This is a genomic window from Crenobacter caeni (genome assembly GCF_010435965.1).
Lineage (GTDB): Bacteria > Pseudomonadota > Gammaproteobacteria > Burkholderiales > Chromobacteriaceae > Craterilacuibacter > Craterilacuibacter caeni.
In genome coordinates, this window is sequence record NZ_JAAGAA010000011.1 from 18,759 (window position 1) to 35,561 (window position 16,803).

Here is a 16,803-nt window from a genome sequence, read left to right on the forward strand (position 1 = left end):
CTCAGCCCTCCCGCCCGAGGCCGTTGTTGGTCTTGATCACCTTGCCCACCTCGCGGATCAGGCGCACCGGGTCGGCCGACGCCGGGTAGGCGAGCACCTGGTTGCCCCGCGGGTCGACCAGCACCCGGCTGCCCGGTGCCTTGCCGGCAGCGGAGAGATGCAGGGTCGATAGCCGGTTCGCCTGCTCGCCCTGCGCGACGCGGATGCGCTCGAGGCCGGCGAGCCGGTCGCGGCAGGCGGCGTCACAAGGCGCCGCCTCGTACTGCACCAGCACCCAGCGCCCGGCGGGCCAGGCGCCCGGGGCGGCGTCGGCGAACGGCCGCGTCGGCAACAGGGTGCCGTAGCTCTTGCCGCCCGCCGGCGGCGCGCCGAAATACAGCGCGGTCGACAGCACGACCGGCGAGATGCACAGCGCGAAGATCAACGCGAGTTTGCCGCGGGGAGTCATGGCGTGGTCCTCCTGGAGGGTACGGTCAGCCGCCACGCGAGCGGCACGAGCAGCAGCCCGAGCAGCAGCCACTGCAAGGCGTAGCCGTAGTGGCGGCGCGGATCGAACGAAGGGCGCAGCGGCGATGCGGTGAGCCCCGCAAGCGGCGGCGCCATCACCAGCACGCCCGCCAAGAGGCCCGGGTAGCGCACGGAGAGCGCGGCGACGTCCGGCGCGTCGACCTCGCCCGCCGCGCCGTGCACGGCGCCGGCGAGGGTGAACGGCCGCGGCCAGCGCTGCCAGGACCCGCTGCCCGCCAGCCGCGCAGGCAGCTCGCCCCCCGCCTCGCCCTGCCCCGCGTCGACCATCAGGTGGCGGCCGTCCGCCAGACGCAGCGGCAGCCAGACCCGTACCCGCCCGTCCATCTGCCGCCAGAACAGCGCCGGCCCCGCCAGCTGGCCCGCAAACGCGGCGCGCCGGCCGGGTTCGGCGGTAGCGAGCGCGTCCACCGGCAAGGGCGCACGAGCGGCGGCGGCGGCCAGTGCCGCAAGTTCCGCGCTGCGCGCCGCGCCGCGCTGCCACTGCCAGGCGGCCAGCGCGAACGGCAGCAGGCAGAGCAGCCACAGCGCACTAGACTTGAGCAAACGTCCCTGGGGGGAGCCTTTCGTGAAAGCCTTGCTCGCTGCCGTCGTCGTCGCCATCCTCTACGTCCTCTTCTCCGGCCTTGTCGCGCTGATGCGCCCGCAATCGGATCCTGCGCGCCTCGCGCGGCTGTTGACGGTGCGCGTCGCATTGTCCGGGCTGTTGTTCGCGCTACTCGTCGGCGGCGGCGCGCTCGGCTGGTGGGGCCGCTAGCCCTACAGCCAGTAGACGAACACGAACAGCAACAGCCACACCACGTCGACGAAGTGCCAGTACCACGCGGCCGCCTCGAAACCGAAGTGGTGACGTGCGTCAAAGTCGCCGCGCGCCACGCGCAGCCAGATCACCGCCAGGATCAGCGTGCCGACCAGCACGTGCAGGCCGTGAAAGCCGGTCATCATGTAGAAAGTCATCCCGTACGCGCCGGAGGCGAAGGTCAGCCCCAGCTCGTGCATCGCGTGCCGGTACTCGTACGCCTGTAGCAGCAAAAAGAGCACGCCGAGCAGCACGGTCGCGCCGAGGCCGGCCAGCAGCCGGCTGCGCCTGCCGGCGAGCAGCGCCCAGTGCGCCCAGGTCAGCGTCGCGCCGGAGGTGAGCAGGATGGCGGTGTTGAGCGCGGGCAAGCCCCACGCGCCCATCGCCTGGTAGCCCGCCGGCAGGCCCGGCGCGGTGACCAGCGGCCACGCCGGGTTGAAGTCCGGGTAGAGCAGCTTGTGCGCGGCGTCGCCCAGCTCTGGCACCGAGATCACCCGCACGTAGTAGAGCGCGCCGAAGAAGGCGGCGAAGAACATCACCTCGGAGAAGATGAACCAGCCCATCCCCCAGCGGAACGACATGTCCTCGCGCGCGCGGTAGGCACCGGCGCGGCTCTCGCGCACCACGTCGCCAAACCAGCCGATGAGCATCCACACGAGGATGGCGGCGCCGATGGCCAGCGACCACGGGCCGATCAGCACGCCGTTCAGCGCGAAGGCGGCACCCAGCCCCAGAAAGAACAGCGCGAGGGCGCCGACCAGCGGCCAGCGCGACGGCGACGGCACGTAGTAACGGGTCTGCCGCGCGGCAGCGTCGGCGCCGTGCCCGTTGTCGGCAACTTCATGAGATTGCATCCCTAGCCTCCCGCGGCGGCGACGACGCCGCGCACCAAACCCCACAACAGGACGGCGGCCAACAGCGCGACCAGCAGCGCCGCCACCACCACCTCCCACCCCTTCAGGGCACGGTCCGCACCCGCTGCGCGGCCGCGCCGCACGCCGAAGAACGCAGCGAGTACCGCGCGCAGCGCCTGCCCGAGCCGCACCTAGGGCTCCCGCCCCGGCAGCGAGAACACCGAATACGCCAGCGTGATGCGGCCGATCTCGCTCGGCAGCGCCTTGTCGACCACAAACACCACCGGGAAGCGGCGCGTCTCGCCCGGCTCGAACGCCTGCTCCTTGAAGCAGAAGCAGTCGAGCTTCTGCACATGCGGCCCGGCCGCCGCCGGCAGGTAGCGCGGCACCGCCTGGCCGATCACCCGCCTATCGCTGCGGTTGGTGATCTCGTAGTCGACGCGGATGAATTCGCCGGTGCGTCCCTCCACCCGGCGGACCAGCGGCACCACCTGCCACGGCAGGCCCGGCTGCACGGTGGCGTCGAAGTCCAACGTCACCGGCACGCCCGCTACCGGGTTCTCCTCTGGCGCATCGCCCGCCTTGACGAGCTGGTTGATGCCGGTCACCTCGCAGATCACCCTGTACAGGGGCACCAGCGCCCACGCGAAGCCGAACATCAAAAGCGCGATCAGCAGGAACTTGCGCAGCAGGATGCGGTTGTCGGTACGCGAGGCCATCGCCGTCTCCTTAGTGGTGCTCGCCGCCTTGCATGGAGAGGATCACCCCGTTGTCGCCGGCCTTAAGCTCGGGCGCCTCGACGAAGCTGTGGTAGGGCGCCGGCGTCGGGATCTTCCATTCGAGGGTGTTGGCGCCCTCCCACGGCAGCTGCGGCGCCTCCTTGCCGTGCCTGATCGAGCGCACCATGTTGTAGAAGAAGATCAGCTGCCCCAGGCCGAACATCATCGCGCCCACGCTGGAAATCGCGTTGAAGTCGGTGAACTGCAGCGCGTAGTCGGGGATGCGCCGCGGCATGCCGGCCAGCCCCAGGAAGTGCATCGGGAAGAAGGTGACGTTGAACCACAAGAGCGACCACCAGAAGTGCAGCTTGCCAAGCCCCTCCGAATACATCTTCCCCGTCATCTTGGGGAACCAGTAGTAGACGGCGGCAAACAGGCTGAACAGGGCGCCGGCGACCAGCACGTAGTGGAAGTGGGCGACCACGTAGTAGCTGTCCTGCAACTGCACGTCGACCGCCGCCACCGACAGGATCACCCCGGACAGCCCGCCGATGGTGAACAGCATCACGAAGCCGATCGCGAACAGCATCGGCGTCTCGAAGGTCATGCTGCCTTCCCACATGGTCGCCACCCAGTTGAACACCTTCACCCCGGTCGGCACCGCGATCAGCATGGTCGCGTACATGAAGAAGAGCTGCGCGGTCGCCGGCATGCCGGTGGTGAACATGTGGTGCGCCCACACCATGAAGCTCAGGATGGCGATGCTGGCCGTCGCGTACACCATCGACGCGTAGCCGAACAAGGGCTTACGCGCAAAGGTCGGGATCACCTGGCTGACGATGCCGAACGCCGGCAGCGCCATGATGTAGACCTCGGGGTGGCCGAAGAACCAGAAGATATGCTGGTACATCACCGGGTCGCCACCGCCGGCCGCGTTGAAGAAGTGGGTGCCGAAGTGGCGGTCGGTCAGCACCATGGTCACCACGCCGGCGAGCACCGGCATCACCGCGATGATCAGGTAGGCGGTGATCAGGCTCGCCCACGCGAACATCGGCATCTGCATCAGCCCCATGCCCGGCGCGCGCAGGTTGAGCACGGTGACGACGATGTTGATCGCGCCCATCACCGAGCTCACGCCGAGGATGTGGATCGCGAAGATGGTCAAATCCATCCCCATGCCGCCCTGCGTCGACAGGGGCGCGTACAGCGTCCAGCCGGCCGCTGCCGCGCCGCCGGGCACCCAGAACGACAGCATCAACAACAGCGCCGCCGGCGGCAGCAGCCAGAAGCTCCAGTTGTTCATGCGCGCGAACGCCATGTCCGGCGCACCGATCATCAGGGGCAGCATCCAGTTGGCGAGCCCGGTGAACGCCGGCATGATCGCGCCGAACACCATCACCAGGCCGTGCAGGGTCGTGAGCTGGTTGAAGAGCTCCGGTTGCCAGAACTGCAAGCCCGGCATGAACAGCTCGGCGCGGATCGCCAAGGCCATCACCCCGCCCGAGATGAACATGGCGAACGCGAACCACAGGTAGAGCGTGCCGATGTCCTTGTGGTTGGTCGCGTACACCCAGCGCGCCCAGCCGCCCGGTTTGCCGTGCGCGTCGTGGGGCAGGTGTGCGCTGTCTTCGACGGTCGCCATCGCTTTCTCCTTACGCCTGGCCGCCGCGGGCAGCCTTGATGTCTTTCGGCTGTACCACCTTGCCGTCCCGGTTACCCCAGGCGTTGCGCTCGTAGGTGATCACCGTCGCGATCTCGGTGTCCGACAGCTGCTTGCCCCACGCCGCCATCGCCGCGTTCTTGCGGCTGCCGTTGAGCACGATGTCGATATGCGCGGCGACCGGACCGGTCGTGATGGCGCCGCCGGCGAGCGCCGGAAAGGTGCCGGGCACGCCCTTGCCGTCTTCCATATGGCAGGCCACGCAGTTCTTGCGGTACACCTCCTCGCCGCGCCTGACCGCTTCGTCGAGCTTCCACACCTTGGCCGGGTCGTCCGCCTGCGCTGCCAGCTGCGCCTTCTTGGCCGTGAGCCAGCGCGCGTATTCGGCCTCGGGTTTCACCTCGACGACGATGGGCATGTAGCCGTGGTCCTTACCGCACAGCTCGGCGCACTGGCCGCGGTAGGTGCCCGGCTTGTCCGCCTTGAACCACGCCTCGCGCACGAAGCCGGGGATCGCGTCCTGCTTGACGCCGAAGGCCGGCACCCACCACGAGTGGATCACGTCGTTGGCGGTCAGGAGCAGGCGCACCTTCTGCCCGACCGGCACCACCAAGGGCTCGTCGACCTCGAGCAGGTAAGGCCCGCCCGCGGTCTTCAGCGTGCCGTCGCGCGGCGTCGAGAGGTGGCTCATGAACGCCACGCCGTCGTCCAGGTAGTCGTACTGCCACTTCCACTGGTAGCCGGTGACCTTGACCGTCATGTCCTCGCCGCGCGTCTGCTTTTGCGCGAGCACCACGCGGGTCGCCGGCCACGCCATGCCGACCAGGATCAGCAGCGGCACCACCGTCCAGATCACCTCGACCGTGGTGTTCTCGTGGAATTGTTTGGCCTGATGGCCCGCGGATTTGCGGTGGCGGACGATCGCGTAGAACATCACGCCGAACACCGCGACGACGATGGCGATCGTGATGTAGAGCAGCAGGGTGTGCAGGTCGTAGACATCGCGGGCGACCGATGTCACCGGCGTCTGCAGGTTGAGCTGGTTCGCGAGCACGGCGGGCGGCGCCAGCACGGCCAGCAGCAGGACAGGCAGGACAGGCGGCATGTTCCCCCCTTCGCGCAGGGGCAGCCGCCCCCAAATGGTCTGTTGCCGGCCATGTCATGCCAGCCGGTTTTTTTGATGCTAGGCTCGTTTCCGTATAAAACAAGAAACACTGATTGCGCCTTGCAACAGCGACCCGGGAGCGATACAACGGTGATCATCGCAACCTGACTGGAGAGAGCCATGAAGATCCGCCTGTTTGCCGCGCCTGCCCTGCTGCTGCTTGTCGCCGGCTGCCAGAGCATGATGGCGCCGACCTACCGCAACAATGTCGCCGCCTACGGCAGCCAGTGGTTCGCCGACGCCGGCCACCCGCTCGCCGGCCCGCTCGCCTGCGAGAACCAGGGCGACGCGGTGACCCTGGTGTGCACCGGCACCACCACCGCCGGCAAGGCGGCAACCATGAGCGGCGTGCTGCCCTCCGCCGAAAACCCGGGCGCGCCCTTCGTCGGCAGTGTCGCCGGCAACCGCGTGTTCACCGCGCGCATGCCGCAGTAAGCACCCGCCGCAAAAACAAAAACCCCCGCTGGCAAGCGGGGGTTTTGCCTTGGACGGGGCGGATCAGGCGAATTCGATCTTGCCCTCGGCGATGCTCTTGAGGATGGCCAGCGACTCGACGCGGCTGACGCCGGCCTCTTCGATCAGCGCGCGGCCGCTCTGGAAGCCCTTCTCGATCACGATGCCGACCCCGGCCACCTCGGCGCCGGCCTGGCGGACGATGTCGATCAGCCCGCAGGCCGCGTGGCCGTTGGCGAGGAAATCGTCGACGATCAGCACTTTTTCGCCGGCCGACAGGTAGCGGCGCGACACGCGCACGCGGTAGGTCTTCTGCTTGGTGAACGAGTAGACGTCGCTCTCGTACGCGTCCTTGTCCAGCGTCAGGCTCTCGGTCTTCTTGGCGAATACCACCGGCACGTTGCCGAAGTGGCGCGCGGCCATTACCGCCACCGCGATGCCGGACGCCTCGACGGTCAGGATCTTGTCGACCTGGACGCCGGCGAAGCGGCGGGCAAACTCGGCGCCCATCGCGTCGAGCAGGCCGACGTCGAGCTGGTGGTTGAGGAAGTTGTCGACCTTGAGGACGTAGCCGTCGAGCAGGCGGCCGTCGGTCAGGATCTTGTCTTTGAGTAGCTGCATGGCGGACAGGAGGCGGGCATTGAAATGCGCGTCATTGTACCACCGCCGCCCGCGCTCAGGCGGCGTCCGCGCCGCCTTCCCACGGCAATTCGAGCAGGGGCGGCATGCCGAGCGCCGCGCTGAGCGTCGCCAGGTTTTCCGCGTAGCGCGGCTGGCCGGACGAGAGCCGGTTGGCGACCCAGCCGGCGAAGGGGCAGCCGGACGCGCGGATCGCGCGCGCGCTCAATAGCGCGTGGTTGATGCAGCCCAGCTTCATGCCGACCACCAGAATCACCGGCAGGGCCAGCGCGCGGGCGAGGTCTTCCATATACAGGGTGTCGCTCAATGGCGCGAGCCAACCGCCGGCGCCCTCGACCAGCACGCAATCGGCCTGGCCGGCAAGCGCCCGGTAGCACGCGCCGATGTGCTCGAGCGAAATGTCGACGCCGGCCTCGCGCGCGGCGATATGCGGCGACACCGCCGGCTCGAAACGGTAGGGGTTCATCAGCGCAAGGTCGGTCTGCCCGGTCGCGGCGCACAGACGCGCGACGTCGTCGTTGTGCCAGCTGCCGTCCGCCAGGCGCTCGCAGCCGGAGGCGACCGGCTTCATCGCCAGCACCGTCTTGCCCTGCCGCTGCAACTGTTCGATCAGCCTGACCGCACTGTGCGTCTTGCCGATCTCGGTGTCGGTTCCGGTGATGAAGTAGTTGCCGTGCATCGTGAAGCCCTTTCCTATGCTGTTCCGCGGCCCTGTCGTACGCGCCGCCCGCACCATCCATGATAACCGCGGGATGTTTGCCGCTGCAGCCACCCGTCAAGCCGATAGCATTCACTTGAAACAACAATAATGAAATTGATTAGACGAAGTTCGTAGGCTATTCCGGTACGGCAGGAATCCTGCCGGACGGGTCATGCCCGCCGCAATGCATACCTACCAAGGAGTCATCCATGAAAAATCGCCTGATCTTGCAAGGCGGTCTGGCTGCTGCCCTGTGCTTGGCCGCCCCCTGGGCCTCTGCACTGACGGTGGACCTGGACAAGGCAGCCAGCCCGATGGCCAATATCTCCACGACCACCAACGGTGGCTGGGGCTGGAGCCACCACGGTGTCGGCCCGCTCAAGGGCACGCTGGACGGCAAGTCGTTCACCACCTACTGCGTCGAACTGAACCAGCCCCTGAGCTGGTATGCGAAAGAATACTCGCTGGCGAACTTCAGTCCGGCCGACAAGAACATGCTCGACCGGCTGTACACCGTCGCCAGCGACAAGGTGACCGACCTGACCAAGGGGATCGCCTTCCAGCTGGCGGTCTGGGAGATCACCCACGAGAGCCTGGACAAATTCCAGACCAAGTATGCGCCGGGCAGCTCCGGCCTGTTCGGCGGTACCAACCTCGACACGCAACACTCTACGGCATTCGCGACAGCCAACCAGTGGCTGGCCGACGCCAAGGCGCTGGACGCGTCGAAGATCAGCTGGTCGACCCAGAAGCTGACCAACGGCCACTATCAGGACTATGTGCTGGCGGTGGCAGTGCCGGAGCCGGAGACCTACGCGATGATGCTCGCCGGCCTCGGCCTGGTCGGCATGATCGCCCGCCGCAAGCAGGCCCGTGCAGTCAAGCAGGGAACACCGGCTGCGTGAAGGACGCCCGGACGCGGCGGCGCCGACCTCGTGGGTCGGCACGCTGGCGTCCGGGCCTTGTGAGCCGGCTTGACGATGGTTCGGCCTTGTGGGCCTGGGGTTTCAAACAGTGATCGGGTTGAAACCGATTGGCAGCCCTTTTCGGCGGCGCGTCTCCCGAACTTGCAACGGGACGGGAAGGCGTCGGCCACGCACCGGCCGGATAGGCTGCCGGATGAAAAAACCTCTCAGACGTCTCCTTGCGCCTTCAGGCGCTCTTCCTTGTTCGACAGCTTGTTCAGCGCCGACAGATAGGCCTTGGCGCTGGCGACGATGATGTCGGTGTCCGCACCCTGCCCGTTGACGATGCGACCGTCGCGCGCCAGGCGCACGGTGACTTCGCCCTGCGATTCGGTGCCCTTGGTGATCGCGTTGACCGAGTAGAGCTCGAGTTCGGCGCCGCTGCCCACCACGCCTTCGATCGCCTTGAACGCGGCGTCGACCGGGCCGGAACCGGACGACTCGGCGCGGCGCTCGACGCCGTGCTCGGCGAACACGATGGACGCCAGCGGCGCCTCGCCGGTCTCGGTCGCCACCTTCAGCGAAACGAACTTGTAGTCTTCCTGCTGTGCGCCGACCATCTCGTCGGACACCAGCGCGTGCAGGTCTTCGTCGAAGATCTCGCGCTTCTTGTCGGCCAGTTCCTTGAAGCGGGCGAACGCCGCGTTGACCGCCTCTTCGCTGTCCAGCGTGATGCCCAACTCGGAAAGCTTGGTCTTGAACGCGTTGCGCCCGGAGAGCTTGCCCAGCGTCAGGCGGTTGGCGCTCCAGCCGACCGACTCGGCCGACATGATCTCGTAGGTCTCGCGGTGCTTGAGCACGCCGTCCTGATGGATGCCGGACTCGTGCGCGAAGGCGTTGGCGCCGACGATCGCCTTGTTCGGCTGCACCGGGTAGCCGGTGACGGTCGACACCAGCTTGGACGCCGGCACGATCTGCGTCGCGTCGACGCGGGTGTCGACGCCGAAGATGTCGCGGCGCGTCTTCACCGCCATCACGATTTCCTCGAGCGCCGCGTTGCCGGCGCGCTCGCCCAGGCCGTTGATGGTGCACTCGACCTGACGCGCGCCGCCGAGCACCGCGGCCAGGCTGTTGGCGACCGCCATGCCCAGATCGTTGTGGCAGTGCGCCGACCACACCACGCGCTGCCCGCCGGCGGTCGCGCCGATCAGGTCGCGGAAGAACGCCTCGGTCACCCGCGGCACCGCGTAGCCGACGGTGTCCGGCACGTTGATCGTCGTCGCGCCGGCGGCGATCACCTCGCCGAAGATGCGCGCAAGGAAAGCCGGCTCCGAGCGCAGCGCGTCTTCGGCCGAGAATTCGACGTCGTCGGTGAATTCGCGGGCGAACTTCACAGCTTTGACCGCCGCCTCGACCACCTCGTCCGGGTGCATGCGCAGCTTCTTCTCCATATGGATCGGGCTGGTCGCGATGAAGGTATGGATGCGGCCGCGGGCGGCCGGGGCGATCGCCTCGCCGGCGGCGCGGATGTCGCGCTCGTTGGCTCGCGACAGCGAACAGACGGTCGACTCGCGGATCGCCTCGGCAATGGAGCGGATCGACTCGGCGTCGCCCGGGCTCGCCGCGGCAAAACCGGCCTCGATCACGTCGACGCCAAGCCGCTCAAGCTGGCGGGCCACGCGCAGCTTTTCCTCGCGGGTCATCGACGCGCCCGGCGACTGCTCGCCGTCACGCAAGGTGGTGTCGAAAATGATCAAACGCTCGCCCATGTCCGGATTTCTCCCGTATCCGCCGGCCGGCGCCGCGCCGACCAGATAGTCGCTGTAATCGAACCGCCTGCCCTGGCTGGCCGCCAGTTGCGCCAGCTTGTTCAGCTGCGCCAGCGGCAGGCTGCCGCGTTCCCGCCACTTGTAGATCGCCGCCCGCGATACCGGCTCGTCCGGATGCGCGCGGCTCAGCGCCTCGGCGATCGCGCCGGGGCCGCCAAAGTCGGCGATCAGTCGTTCGATATCGAGTTGCATGCGTCCCTCCCGGTGGCTGTTTGTCATAAACGTACGCCGACAGAGACATCCTGTCAAACAAACCGCCAATAAATTTTTATGGCATGGATTAATTCGTGTCAGACACGCAAAAATCAGACTTTTTGTCCAATTTTGGTCGCAAAAAACCGCCGAGAGGCGGTTTTGTAGAACAGGGCGCTACACCCGCTTGGGCAACTGGACGACACGGGTCGCCGCCAGCCTGTCGTGCAGGCTCAGTTTCGCCGGGTCGAACAGGCGGCAGGCAAACGGGACCGCTAGCCACAGCGGCAGCAGCCACAAGGGCGCCGCCTCGCCCAGCGCACGGCTCCAGCCGGCCCACACCAGCACCGGCACGCCGACAAACAGCGCAAGCACCACGAGGAAACGGCGCAGCGAGTCAAGCCACGACAGCGCGGCGCCGTCGGCGCGCTCGACGCGCAAGCGCCAGGTCTTCATCGCCAGCGTCTGCCCGCCGCGCGTCCAGCAAAAGCCGCAGTAGCCGAACATCAGGGCGGCCAGCGTCAGCCGGAACAGCCAGTCGGCGAGCAGCCCCGCGGGGAGCAGCGCCTTCAGCGGCGTCAGCACGGCGGCGAAGGCGAGCAGCACCGCGCAGCCCAGCAGGATTTCGTAGAACAGCGCGGCCAGGGTGCGCGCCAGGGTCGGCTCGGCGGATGGGATGGTCATGCGATGGGCAGGCAGGCACAGGGTTTGGAAGCCGCCATTCTACCGCAAGACAATGTCACATACGGTCAGCGCTGCGCGGTCGGGTGCGTCAGCTCGAACAGCAGCGCGGCACGCCGCTCGGGTGCCATTTCCTGCACGCGCTGCCAGTTGGCGCGCACCCGCGCCTGTTCGGCGGGCGACAGCTCGACCCAGCGCCGCAACTGGCGCTGCGCACGCTCGCGCGCATCCGGCGTCAGCCGCTGCAGCGCGTCGGCCAGTTCGACCAGCGCCTGTTTCTTCTGCGCCGAGTAACGGTTCCAGTCGCGGGCGAGCGGCGCGAGCGCCTGCCGCCTCGACTCGGCGAGCATGTCCCAGTCCGGCGACGCCGCGCTGCCGGCCCACGCAGGCGCGGCCAGGCAACAGGCCAGCAGCAGGCTCCATCCCTTGATCATCGCGCGCCCTCCTCCAGTGGTTGCAACAGCATCTCCAGCGGCCACTCCGACGACAGCATCGCCGCGTCGGACGCGGCGTCGTGCCCCAACTCGGGCAGCGCAGGCCAGAAGGCGGCCGCCACGCCCACCAGTACGACGACACCCGCCGCACGGCGCAGGTGGCCGCGGGCGAGCCACAGCCGCGCGCGCAAGCGGCGGGGTGCATCCGCAGCCCCGACGTCCCCGGCAGCGCCTTCGCCCGCGTAGGCGTCTGCCAGCACGGCGGCGACCGCCGCGTCCAGCGACGGGTAGCCGTCGGCGTCGCAGACGCCCTTCAGCTGCAGCATCGCATGCAGCGCGTGGCGCGCCGAGCGCAACTGGCGTTCGGCGCCGAACACCGTAGCGCCGGTCAGCGCCGCGATGCGCGCGGCGGGCCAGCCGCCGAGCCCGTGCATGAGATAAGCGACCTGCTCGTCGCGACGCAGCAGCGCGAGTGCGGCAAGGATCAGCGGCCGCGCCCCAGGCTGTCGCGTCCAGCCGGGCGCCGCCAGTGCCGGCAGCGCCTCGAATTCGATCGGCGTCTCGGCCGCGACGGGCGCGCGCCAACGGCGGGGCCGGGGCAAGCGCGCGAGCAGGCAGCCCAGCCACAGCGCATCTTCCCGGTCCGTACCGAAACGGCTGCGGGCAGCCTGGCGGGCAGCCTGCACGGCCGCCATGCCGTCGGCTCCATAGGGCAGCGCGACAGCCGCCAGCACGCGGGCGGCGGCAAGAAGGTGCGGTGAGCGGGAAGCGGCGTTCATCTGGCGGCGGAAAAAAGCTGGAAGTCGTTATCTTAACAAAGCGCCCGTCCCGGCGTCAGCGCGCCAAAACCCTGATTTTTCCGGCCTTGCAGCCGCTTGTGCGGCCGCACAAAAGCGCTTGACCGTATTTTGCCGGATAAGATATGGTCATTAATTGCAACGGGACACCACATACACAAGACAGAGGCAACAATGCAGATATCGGGCGCGGAAATCCTCGTCCGCAGCCTGCAGGAGGAAGGGGTCGAATTTATTTTCGGCTACCCCGGCGGCGCGGTCCTAGAAATTTACGATGCCATCTTCAGGCAGAACCAGTTCAAGCATGTACTGGTCCGCCACGAGCAGGCAGCTGTCCACGCGGCTGACGCGTATTCCCGTTCCAGCGACAAGGTGGGTGTCGCGCTGGTCACCTCCGGTCCCGGGGCGACCAACGCGGTCACCGGCATCGCCACCGCGTACATGGACTCGATCCCGATGGTGGTGATCTCCGGCCAGGTGCCGACCCCGGCGATCGGCATGGACGCGTTCCAGGAAGTCGACATGGTCGGCATCACCCGGCCGTGCGTGAAGCACAACTTCCTGGTCAAGGACGTCACCGAGCTGGCGTCGACCATCAAGAAGGCGTTCTACATCGCCAAGACCGGCCGCCCCGGCCCGGTCGTCGTCGACATCGCCAAGGACGTCACCCAGGCCAAACACGAATTTTCCTACCCGGACAGCGTGCAGATCCGCTCGTACGTGCCGGTCACCCGCGGCCACCCCGGCCAGATCAAGAAGGCCGTCGGCCTGCTGCTGGAAGCCAAGCGCCCGTACATCTACGTCGGCGGCGGCGCAGTGCAGGGCAACGCGGCAGCCGAGGTGACCGAACTTGTGCGCCTGCTCGGCGTGCCGTGCACCAACACGCTGATGGGGCTGGGCGCGTACCCGGGTTCCGACCGCCAGTTCCTCGGCATGCTCGGCATGCACGGCACCTACGAAGCGAACATGGCGATGCAGAACTGCGACGTGCTGCTCGCCGTCGGCGCCCGCTTCGACGACCGCGTGATCAGCGTGCCGTCACACTTCCTCGGCGCGCCGAAGAAGATCATCCACATCGACGTCGACCCCAGCTCGATCGCCAAGCGCGTCAAGGCCGACGTGCCCATCGTCGGCGACGTCAAACATGTCCTGGCCGAGATGCTCGAATTGCTGCGTGCAAGCAGCCAGCGCCCCGACGCGCAGGCGCTCGCCGCGTGGTGGCAACAGGTTGAAGCCTGGCGCGACCGCAAGAGCCTGTGGTACCAGCCGTCCGACGAGCTGATCAAGCCGCAGCATGTGGTTCAGACGCTGTACGAGGTCACCGGCGGCAACGCCATCGTCACCTCCGACGTCGGCCAGCACCAGATGTGGGCCGCGCAGTACTACAAGTTCGACCGCCCGAAGCAGTGGCTGAATTCCGGCGGCCTCGGCACCATGGGCTTCGGCCTGCCCGCCGCCATCGGCGCACAGCTGGCGAACCCGGATGCGACCGTCGCCTGCATCACCGGCGAAGGCTCGATCCAGATGAATATCCAGGAGCTGTCGACCGCCAAGCAGTACCACACCCCGGTCAAGGTGCTCAGCCTGAACAACCGCTACTTGGGCATGGTGCGCCAGTGGCAGGAGTTCTTCTACGGCACCCGCTACTCCGAGTCGTACATGGACGCGCTGCCCGACTTCGTGAAGATCGCCGAGGCCTACGGCCATGTCGGCATGAAGATCGAAAACCCGGCCGACGTCGAGCCGGCGATCCGCGAGGCGTTCAGCCAGAAGAACAGGGAACGCCTGGTGTTCATGGACTTCCGTACCGACCAGTCGGAAAACGTGTTCCCGATGGTGGGCAACGGCAAGGGCCTGGACCAGATGGATCTGCCGCCGCACATGCGCGAGCAGGGCGGCGAAGCGGCCGATCGCGACTACGGCAACCTGTGCTGACCCGGAGCGAAGCATGAGACATATTCTTTCCATCCTGCTGGAAAACGAGGCCGGCGCGCTGTCGCGCGTGGTGGGCCTGTTTTCCGCGCGCGGCTACAACATCGACTCGCTGACCGTCTCGACCACCGAAGATGCGACGCTCAGCCGGATGACCATCGTCACCCACGGCTCGGACGAGGTGATCGAGCAGATCACCAAGCAGCTGAACAAGCTGATCGAGGTGGTCAAGGTGATCGACCTGAACGAGTCCGAGCACATCGAACGCGAGATGATGCTGATCAAGGTGCGCGCCACCGGCAAGGAGCGCGAGGAGATGAAGCGCATGGCCGACATCTTCCGCGGACGCATCATCGACGTGACCGAAAAGACGTACACGATCGAACTGACCGGCACCAGCGACAAGCTCGGTGCCTTTATCGAGGCCGTCGACCGCTCGGTGATCCTGGAAACGGTCCGTACCGGCGCCTCGGGGATCGGCCGGGGCGAACGCATCCTGAAGATCTGACCTGCCTTACCACGAACAACGAAACATCAAGGAAAATCAAATGAAGGTTTACTACGACAAGGACGCCGACCTCTCCATCATCAAGGACAAGCGCGTCGCGATCATCGGTTACGGCTCGCAGGGCCACGCCCACGCCGCCAACCTGAAGGACTCCGGCTGCGAAGTGGTAATCGGCCTGCGCAAGGACGGTGCCTCGTGGCCGAAGGCCGAAGCGGCCGGCCACAAGGTGAAGGAAGTGGCTGACGCGGTGAAGAAGGCCGACGTGGTGATGATCCTGCTGCCGGACGAAAGCCAGCCTGACGTCTACCGCAACGAGATCGCCCCGAACCTGAAGAAGGGCGCGGCGCTGGCCTTCGCGCACGGCTTCAACATCCACTACAACCAGATCGTTCCGCCGGCTGACGTCGACGTGATCATGGTCGCGCCGAAAGGCCCGGGCCACACCGTGCGCTCCGAGTACGTGAAGGGTGGCGGCGTGCCGACCCTGATCGCCGTCTACCAGGACGTGTCGGGCAAGGCGCGTGACGTCGCGCTGTCGTACGCGGCAGCCAACGGCGGCACCAAGGGTGGCGTGATCGAGACCAACTTCCGCGAAGAGACCGAGACCGACCTGTTCGGCGAACAGGCCGTACTGTGCGGCGGTGCCGTCGAGCTGGTGAAGGCCGGTTTCGAGACGCTGACCGAAGCCGGTTACGCGCCGGAAATGGCCTACTTCGAGTGCCTGCACGAGCTGAAGCTGATCGTCGACCTGATGTACGAAGGCGGCATCGCCAACATGAACTACTCGATCTCGAACAACGCCGAGTACGGCGAGTACGTGACCGGGCCGGAAGTGGTGACCTCCGCCACCAAGGAAGCGATGAAGAAGGCGCTGTACCGCATCCAGTCGGGCGAATACGCGAAGATGTTCATCCTCGAAGGCAAGACCAACTACCCGAGCATGACCGCCCGTCGCCGCCTGAACGCCGAGCACCCGATCGAGAAGGTCGGCGCCGAGCTGCGCGCGATGATGCCGTGGATCGCCAAGAACAAGCTGGTCGACCAGTCGAAGAACTAAGCTTGGTTTGGTGCATGAAAAAAGCCGGGACGCTGTCCCGGCTTTTTTTCGCCTGCGCCCAGACGACGGCTCAGTCGGCCATCGCCTCGCCCATGCGCACCGCGCGTGCGGGCGCCCACTCGGGGTTGAACGCGAGGCCGGCGGCCTTGGGGAACAGCAGCACCACGGTCGAGCCGAGCAAAAAGCGCCCCATCTCCTCTCCCTTGGCAAGCTGGATGCCCTGCCCGCGGTAGTCCCAGCGCACCACTTCACCCGGGCGCGGCGGGTTGACCGCGCCGTGCCAGACGGTCGCCATGCTGCCGACGATGGTCGCGCCGACCAGCACCAGCGCAAACTCACCGACCGGAGAATCGAACAGGCAGACCACCCGCTCGTTGCGTGCGAATAGCGCGTCCACCCCGCGCGCGGTCGCCGGGTTCACCGAGTAGAGCTCGCCCGGCACATAGGTCATGCTTTTGAGCGTGCCCGCGCACGGCATGTGGATGCGGTGGTAGTCGCGCGGGCTCAGGTAGATGGTCGCGAACACGCCGTCGTCGAACGCGTGCGCGGCGGTCTTATCGGCCAGCAAGGCGGCGGCGCTGTAGTCGCGGCCCTTGGCCTGGAACACGCGCCCGGCGTGGATGTCGCCGAACTGGCTGATCGCGCCGTCGACCGGGCACACCAGGCGGCTGGCGGCGAGCGGACGCACGCCCGGCTTGAGCGCGCGGGTGAAGAAGTCGTTGAAGGTCGGGTACGCGGCCGGATCCGGCTGGGCCGCCTCGGCCATGTTCACGCCGTAGCGTGCGATGAAGCGGGTGATCAGGCGGCGGGTCAGCGCGCCGCCCTGCGCGCCGGCGATGCGGCCGGCCAGACGGGTCAGGGCGAGCTTGGGCAGCGCGTGCTGCAACAGCACAAATAGGCGCTCGGACAAGGACGTTCCCCTTATTTTCGAATCAAGCCGGGCATTATAAACGA

20 protein-coding genes are annotated in these 16,803 nt (G+C 67.2%); 6 read left to right on the top strand and 14 right to left on the bottom strand.

What is annotated here, in order from left to right:
* Window position 1 precedes the first annotated feature (1 nt).
* Together GZH52_RS12400 and GZH52_RS12405 are read right to left on the bottom strand one after the other, a co-directional pair.
* On the bottom strand, window positions 2-448 hold the full coding sequence (locus GZH52_RS12400; RefSeq protein ID WP_163316773.1) for a hypothetical protein: 447 nt from the start codon (window positions 446-448) through the stop codon (window positions 2-4).
* Window positions 445-1,071, bottom strand: coding sequence for an SURF1 family cytochrome oxidase biogenesis protein (locus GZH52_RS12405; RefSeq protein ID WP_239058119.1), 627 nt, complete (start codon window positions 1,069-1,071; stop codon window positions 445-447). Before GZH52_RS12405 ends, GZH52_RS12400 begins: the two co-directional genes overlap by 4 nt.
* A gap of 22 nt (window positions 1,072-1,093) precedes the next feature.
* Between GZH52_RS12405 and GZH52_RS12410 the strand changes: the two genes are divergently transcribed.
* Window positions 1,094-1,282 (top strand): twin transmembrane helix small protein, encoded by a 189-nt coding sequence (locus GZH52_RS12410; protein ID WP_163316775.1) that lies wholly within the window; start codon window positions 1,094-1,096, stop codon window positions 1,280-1,282.
* Window positions 1,283-1,284: 2 nt separating this feature from the next.
* Here GZH52_RS12410 and GZH52_RS12415 read toward each other — a convergent pair whose 3' ends face one another.
* Genes GZH52_RS12415 through coxB form a run of 5 tightly spaced genes read right to left on the bottom strand, consistent with a single transcriptional unit; the run spans window position 1,285 to window position 5,662 of the window.
* Complete coding sequence (locus GZH52_RS12415; RefSeq protein ID WP_163316776.1) at window positions 1,285-2,178, bottom strand: cytochrome c oxidase subunit 3; 894 nt, start codon at window positions 2,176-2,178, stop codon at window positions 1,285-1,287.
* A 2-nt stretch (window positions 2,179-2,180) separates the two neighbouring features.
* Entirely contained in the window at window positions 2,181-2,369 is a 189-nt protein-coding gene (locus tag GZH52_RS12420) for a DUF2970 domain-containing protein (protein WP_163316777.1), read from the bottom strand.
* Window positions 2,370-2,897: a cytochrome c oxidase assembly protein gene (locus tag GZH52_RS12425; protein WP_163316778.1), complete on the bottom strand. Its 528-nt coding sequence runs from the start codon at window positions 2,895-2,897 to the stop codon at window positions 2,370-2,372.
* 10 nt (window positions 2,898-2,907) lie between these two features.
* The gene (gene ctaD / locus GZH52_RS12430; protein WP_163316779.1) at window positions 2,908-4,539 is read right to left on the bottom strand and encodes a cytochrome c oxidase subunit I; all 1,632 of its coding nucleotides are present in this window, start codon (window positions 4,537-4,539) and stop codon (window positions 2,908-2,910) included.
* Between the two features lie 10 nt (window positions 4,540-4,549).
* Window positions 4,550-5,662: a cytochrome c oxidase subunit II gene (gene coxB, locus GZH52_RS12435; RefSeq protein WP_163316780.1), complete on the bottom strand. Its 1,113-nt coding sequence runs from the start codon at window positions 5,660-5,662 to the stop codon at window positions 4,550-4,552.
* Window positions 5,663-5,842: 180 nt separating this feature from the next.
* Between coxB and GZH52_RS12440 the strand changes: the two genes are divergently transcribed.
* Window positions 5,843-6,157: a hypothetical protein gene (locus GZH52_RS12440; protein WP_163316781.1), complete on the top strand. Its 315-nt coding sequence runs from the start codon at window positions 5,843-5,845 to the stop codon at window positions 6,155-6,157.
* 63 nt (window positions 6,158-6,220) lie between these two features.
* Here GZH52_RS12440 and GZH52_RS12445 read toward each other — a convergent pair whose 3' ends face one another.
* Both GZH52_RS12445 and bioD read right to left on the bottom strand, forming a co-directional pair.
* Window positions 6,221-6,796, bottom strand: coding sequence for a xanthine phosphoribosyltransferase (locus GZH52_RS12445; protein WP_163316782.1), 576 nt, complete (start codon window positions 6,794-6,796; stop codon window positions 6,221-6,223).
* A gap of 55 nt (window positions 6,797-6,851) precedes the next feature.
* Window positions 6,852-7,493, bottom strand: coding sequence for a dethiobiotin synthase (gene bioD / locus GZH52_RS12450; protein ID WP_163316783.1), 642 nt, complete (start codon window positions 7,491-7,493; stop codon window positions 6,852-6,854).
* Window positions 7,494-7,723: 230 nt separating this feature from the next.
* Between bioD and GZH52_RS16885 the strand changes: the two genes are divergently transcribed.
* Window positions 7,724-8,419, top strand: coding sequence for a PEPxxWA-CTERM sorting domain-containing protein (locus GZH52_RS16885; protein WP_239058120.1), 696 nt, complete (start codon window positions 7,724-7,726; stop codon window positions 8,417-8,419).
* Between the two features lie 227 nt (window positions 8,420-8,646).
* Here the strand turns inward: GZH52_RS16885 and GZH52_RS12460 are convergent, their stop codons facing one another.
* The 4 genes from GZH52_RS12460 to GZH52_RS12475 all read right to left on the bottom strand — a co-directional run bounded on the left by GZH52_RS12460 (window position 8,647) and on the right by GZH52_RS12475 (window position 12,334).
* Entirely contained in the window at window positions 8,647-10,440 is a 1,794-nt protein-coding gene (locus GZH52_RS12460) for a 2-isopropylmalate synthase (RefSeq protein WP_163316784.1), read from the bottom strand.
* Window positions 10,441-10,617: 177 nt separating this feature from the next.
* Complete coding sequence (locus GZH52_RS12465) at window positions 10,618-11,124, bottom strand: RDD family protein (protein WP_163316785.1); 507 nt, start codon at window positions 11,122-11,124, stop codon at window positions 10,618-10,620.
* A gap of 65 nt (window positions 11,125-11,189) precedes the next feature.
* Window positions 11,190-11,555: a DUF3106 domain-containing protein gene (locus GZH52_RS12470; protein ID WP_163316786.1), complete on the bottom strand. Its 366-nt coding sequence runs from the start codon at window positions 11,553-11,555 to the stop codon at window positions 11,190-11,192.
* Window positions 11,552-12,334 (bottom strand): hypothetical protein, encoded by a 783-nt coding sequence (locus tag GZH52_RS12475; protein WP_163316787.1) that lies wholly within the window; start codon window positions 12,332-12,334, stop codon window positions 11,552-11,554. The genes GZH52_RS12470 and GZH52_RS12475 overlap by 4 nt, the downstream gene beginning before the upstream one ends.
* A 192-nt stretch (window positions 12,335-12,526) precedes the next feature.
* On the opposite strand from GZH52_RS12475, the gene ilvB reads away from it, so the two are divergent.
* From ilvB to ilvC, 3 genes are read left to right on the top strand one after another with little or no spacing between them, the layout of a single operon-like run.
* Window positions 12,527-14,287 (top strand): biosynthetic-type acetolactate synthase large subunit, encoded by a 1,761-nt coding sequence (ilvB, locus tag GZH52_RS12480; protein ID WP_163316788.1) that lies wholly within the window; start codon window positions 12,527-12,529, stop codon window positions 14,285-14,287.
* A gap of 13 nt (window positions 14,288-14,300) precedes the next feature.
* Entirely contained in the window at window positions 14,301-14,792 is a 492-nt protein-coding gene (gene ilvN, locus GZH52_RS12485; RefSeq protein ID WP_163316789.1) for an acetolactate synthase small subunit, read from the top strand.
* A 25-nt stretch (window positions 14,793-14,817) separates the two neighbouring features.
* On the top strand, window positions 14,818-15,849 hold the full coding sequence (ilvC, locus tag GZH52_RS12490) for a ketol-acid reductoisomerase (protein ID WP_349290660.1): 1,032 nt from the start codon (window positions 14,818-14,820) through the stop codon (window positions 15,847-15,849).
* Between the two features lie 70 nt (window positions 15,850-15,919).
* Here the strand turns inward: ilvC and asd are convergent, their stop codons facing one another.
* Window positions 15,920-16,759, bottom strand: coding sequence for an archaetidylserine decarboxylase (asd, locus tag GZH52_RS12495; protein WP_163316791.1), 840 nt, complete (start codon window positions 16,757-16,759; stop codon window positions 15,920-15,922).
* Between the last annotated feature and the right edge of the window lie 44 nt (window positions 16,760-16,803).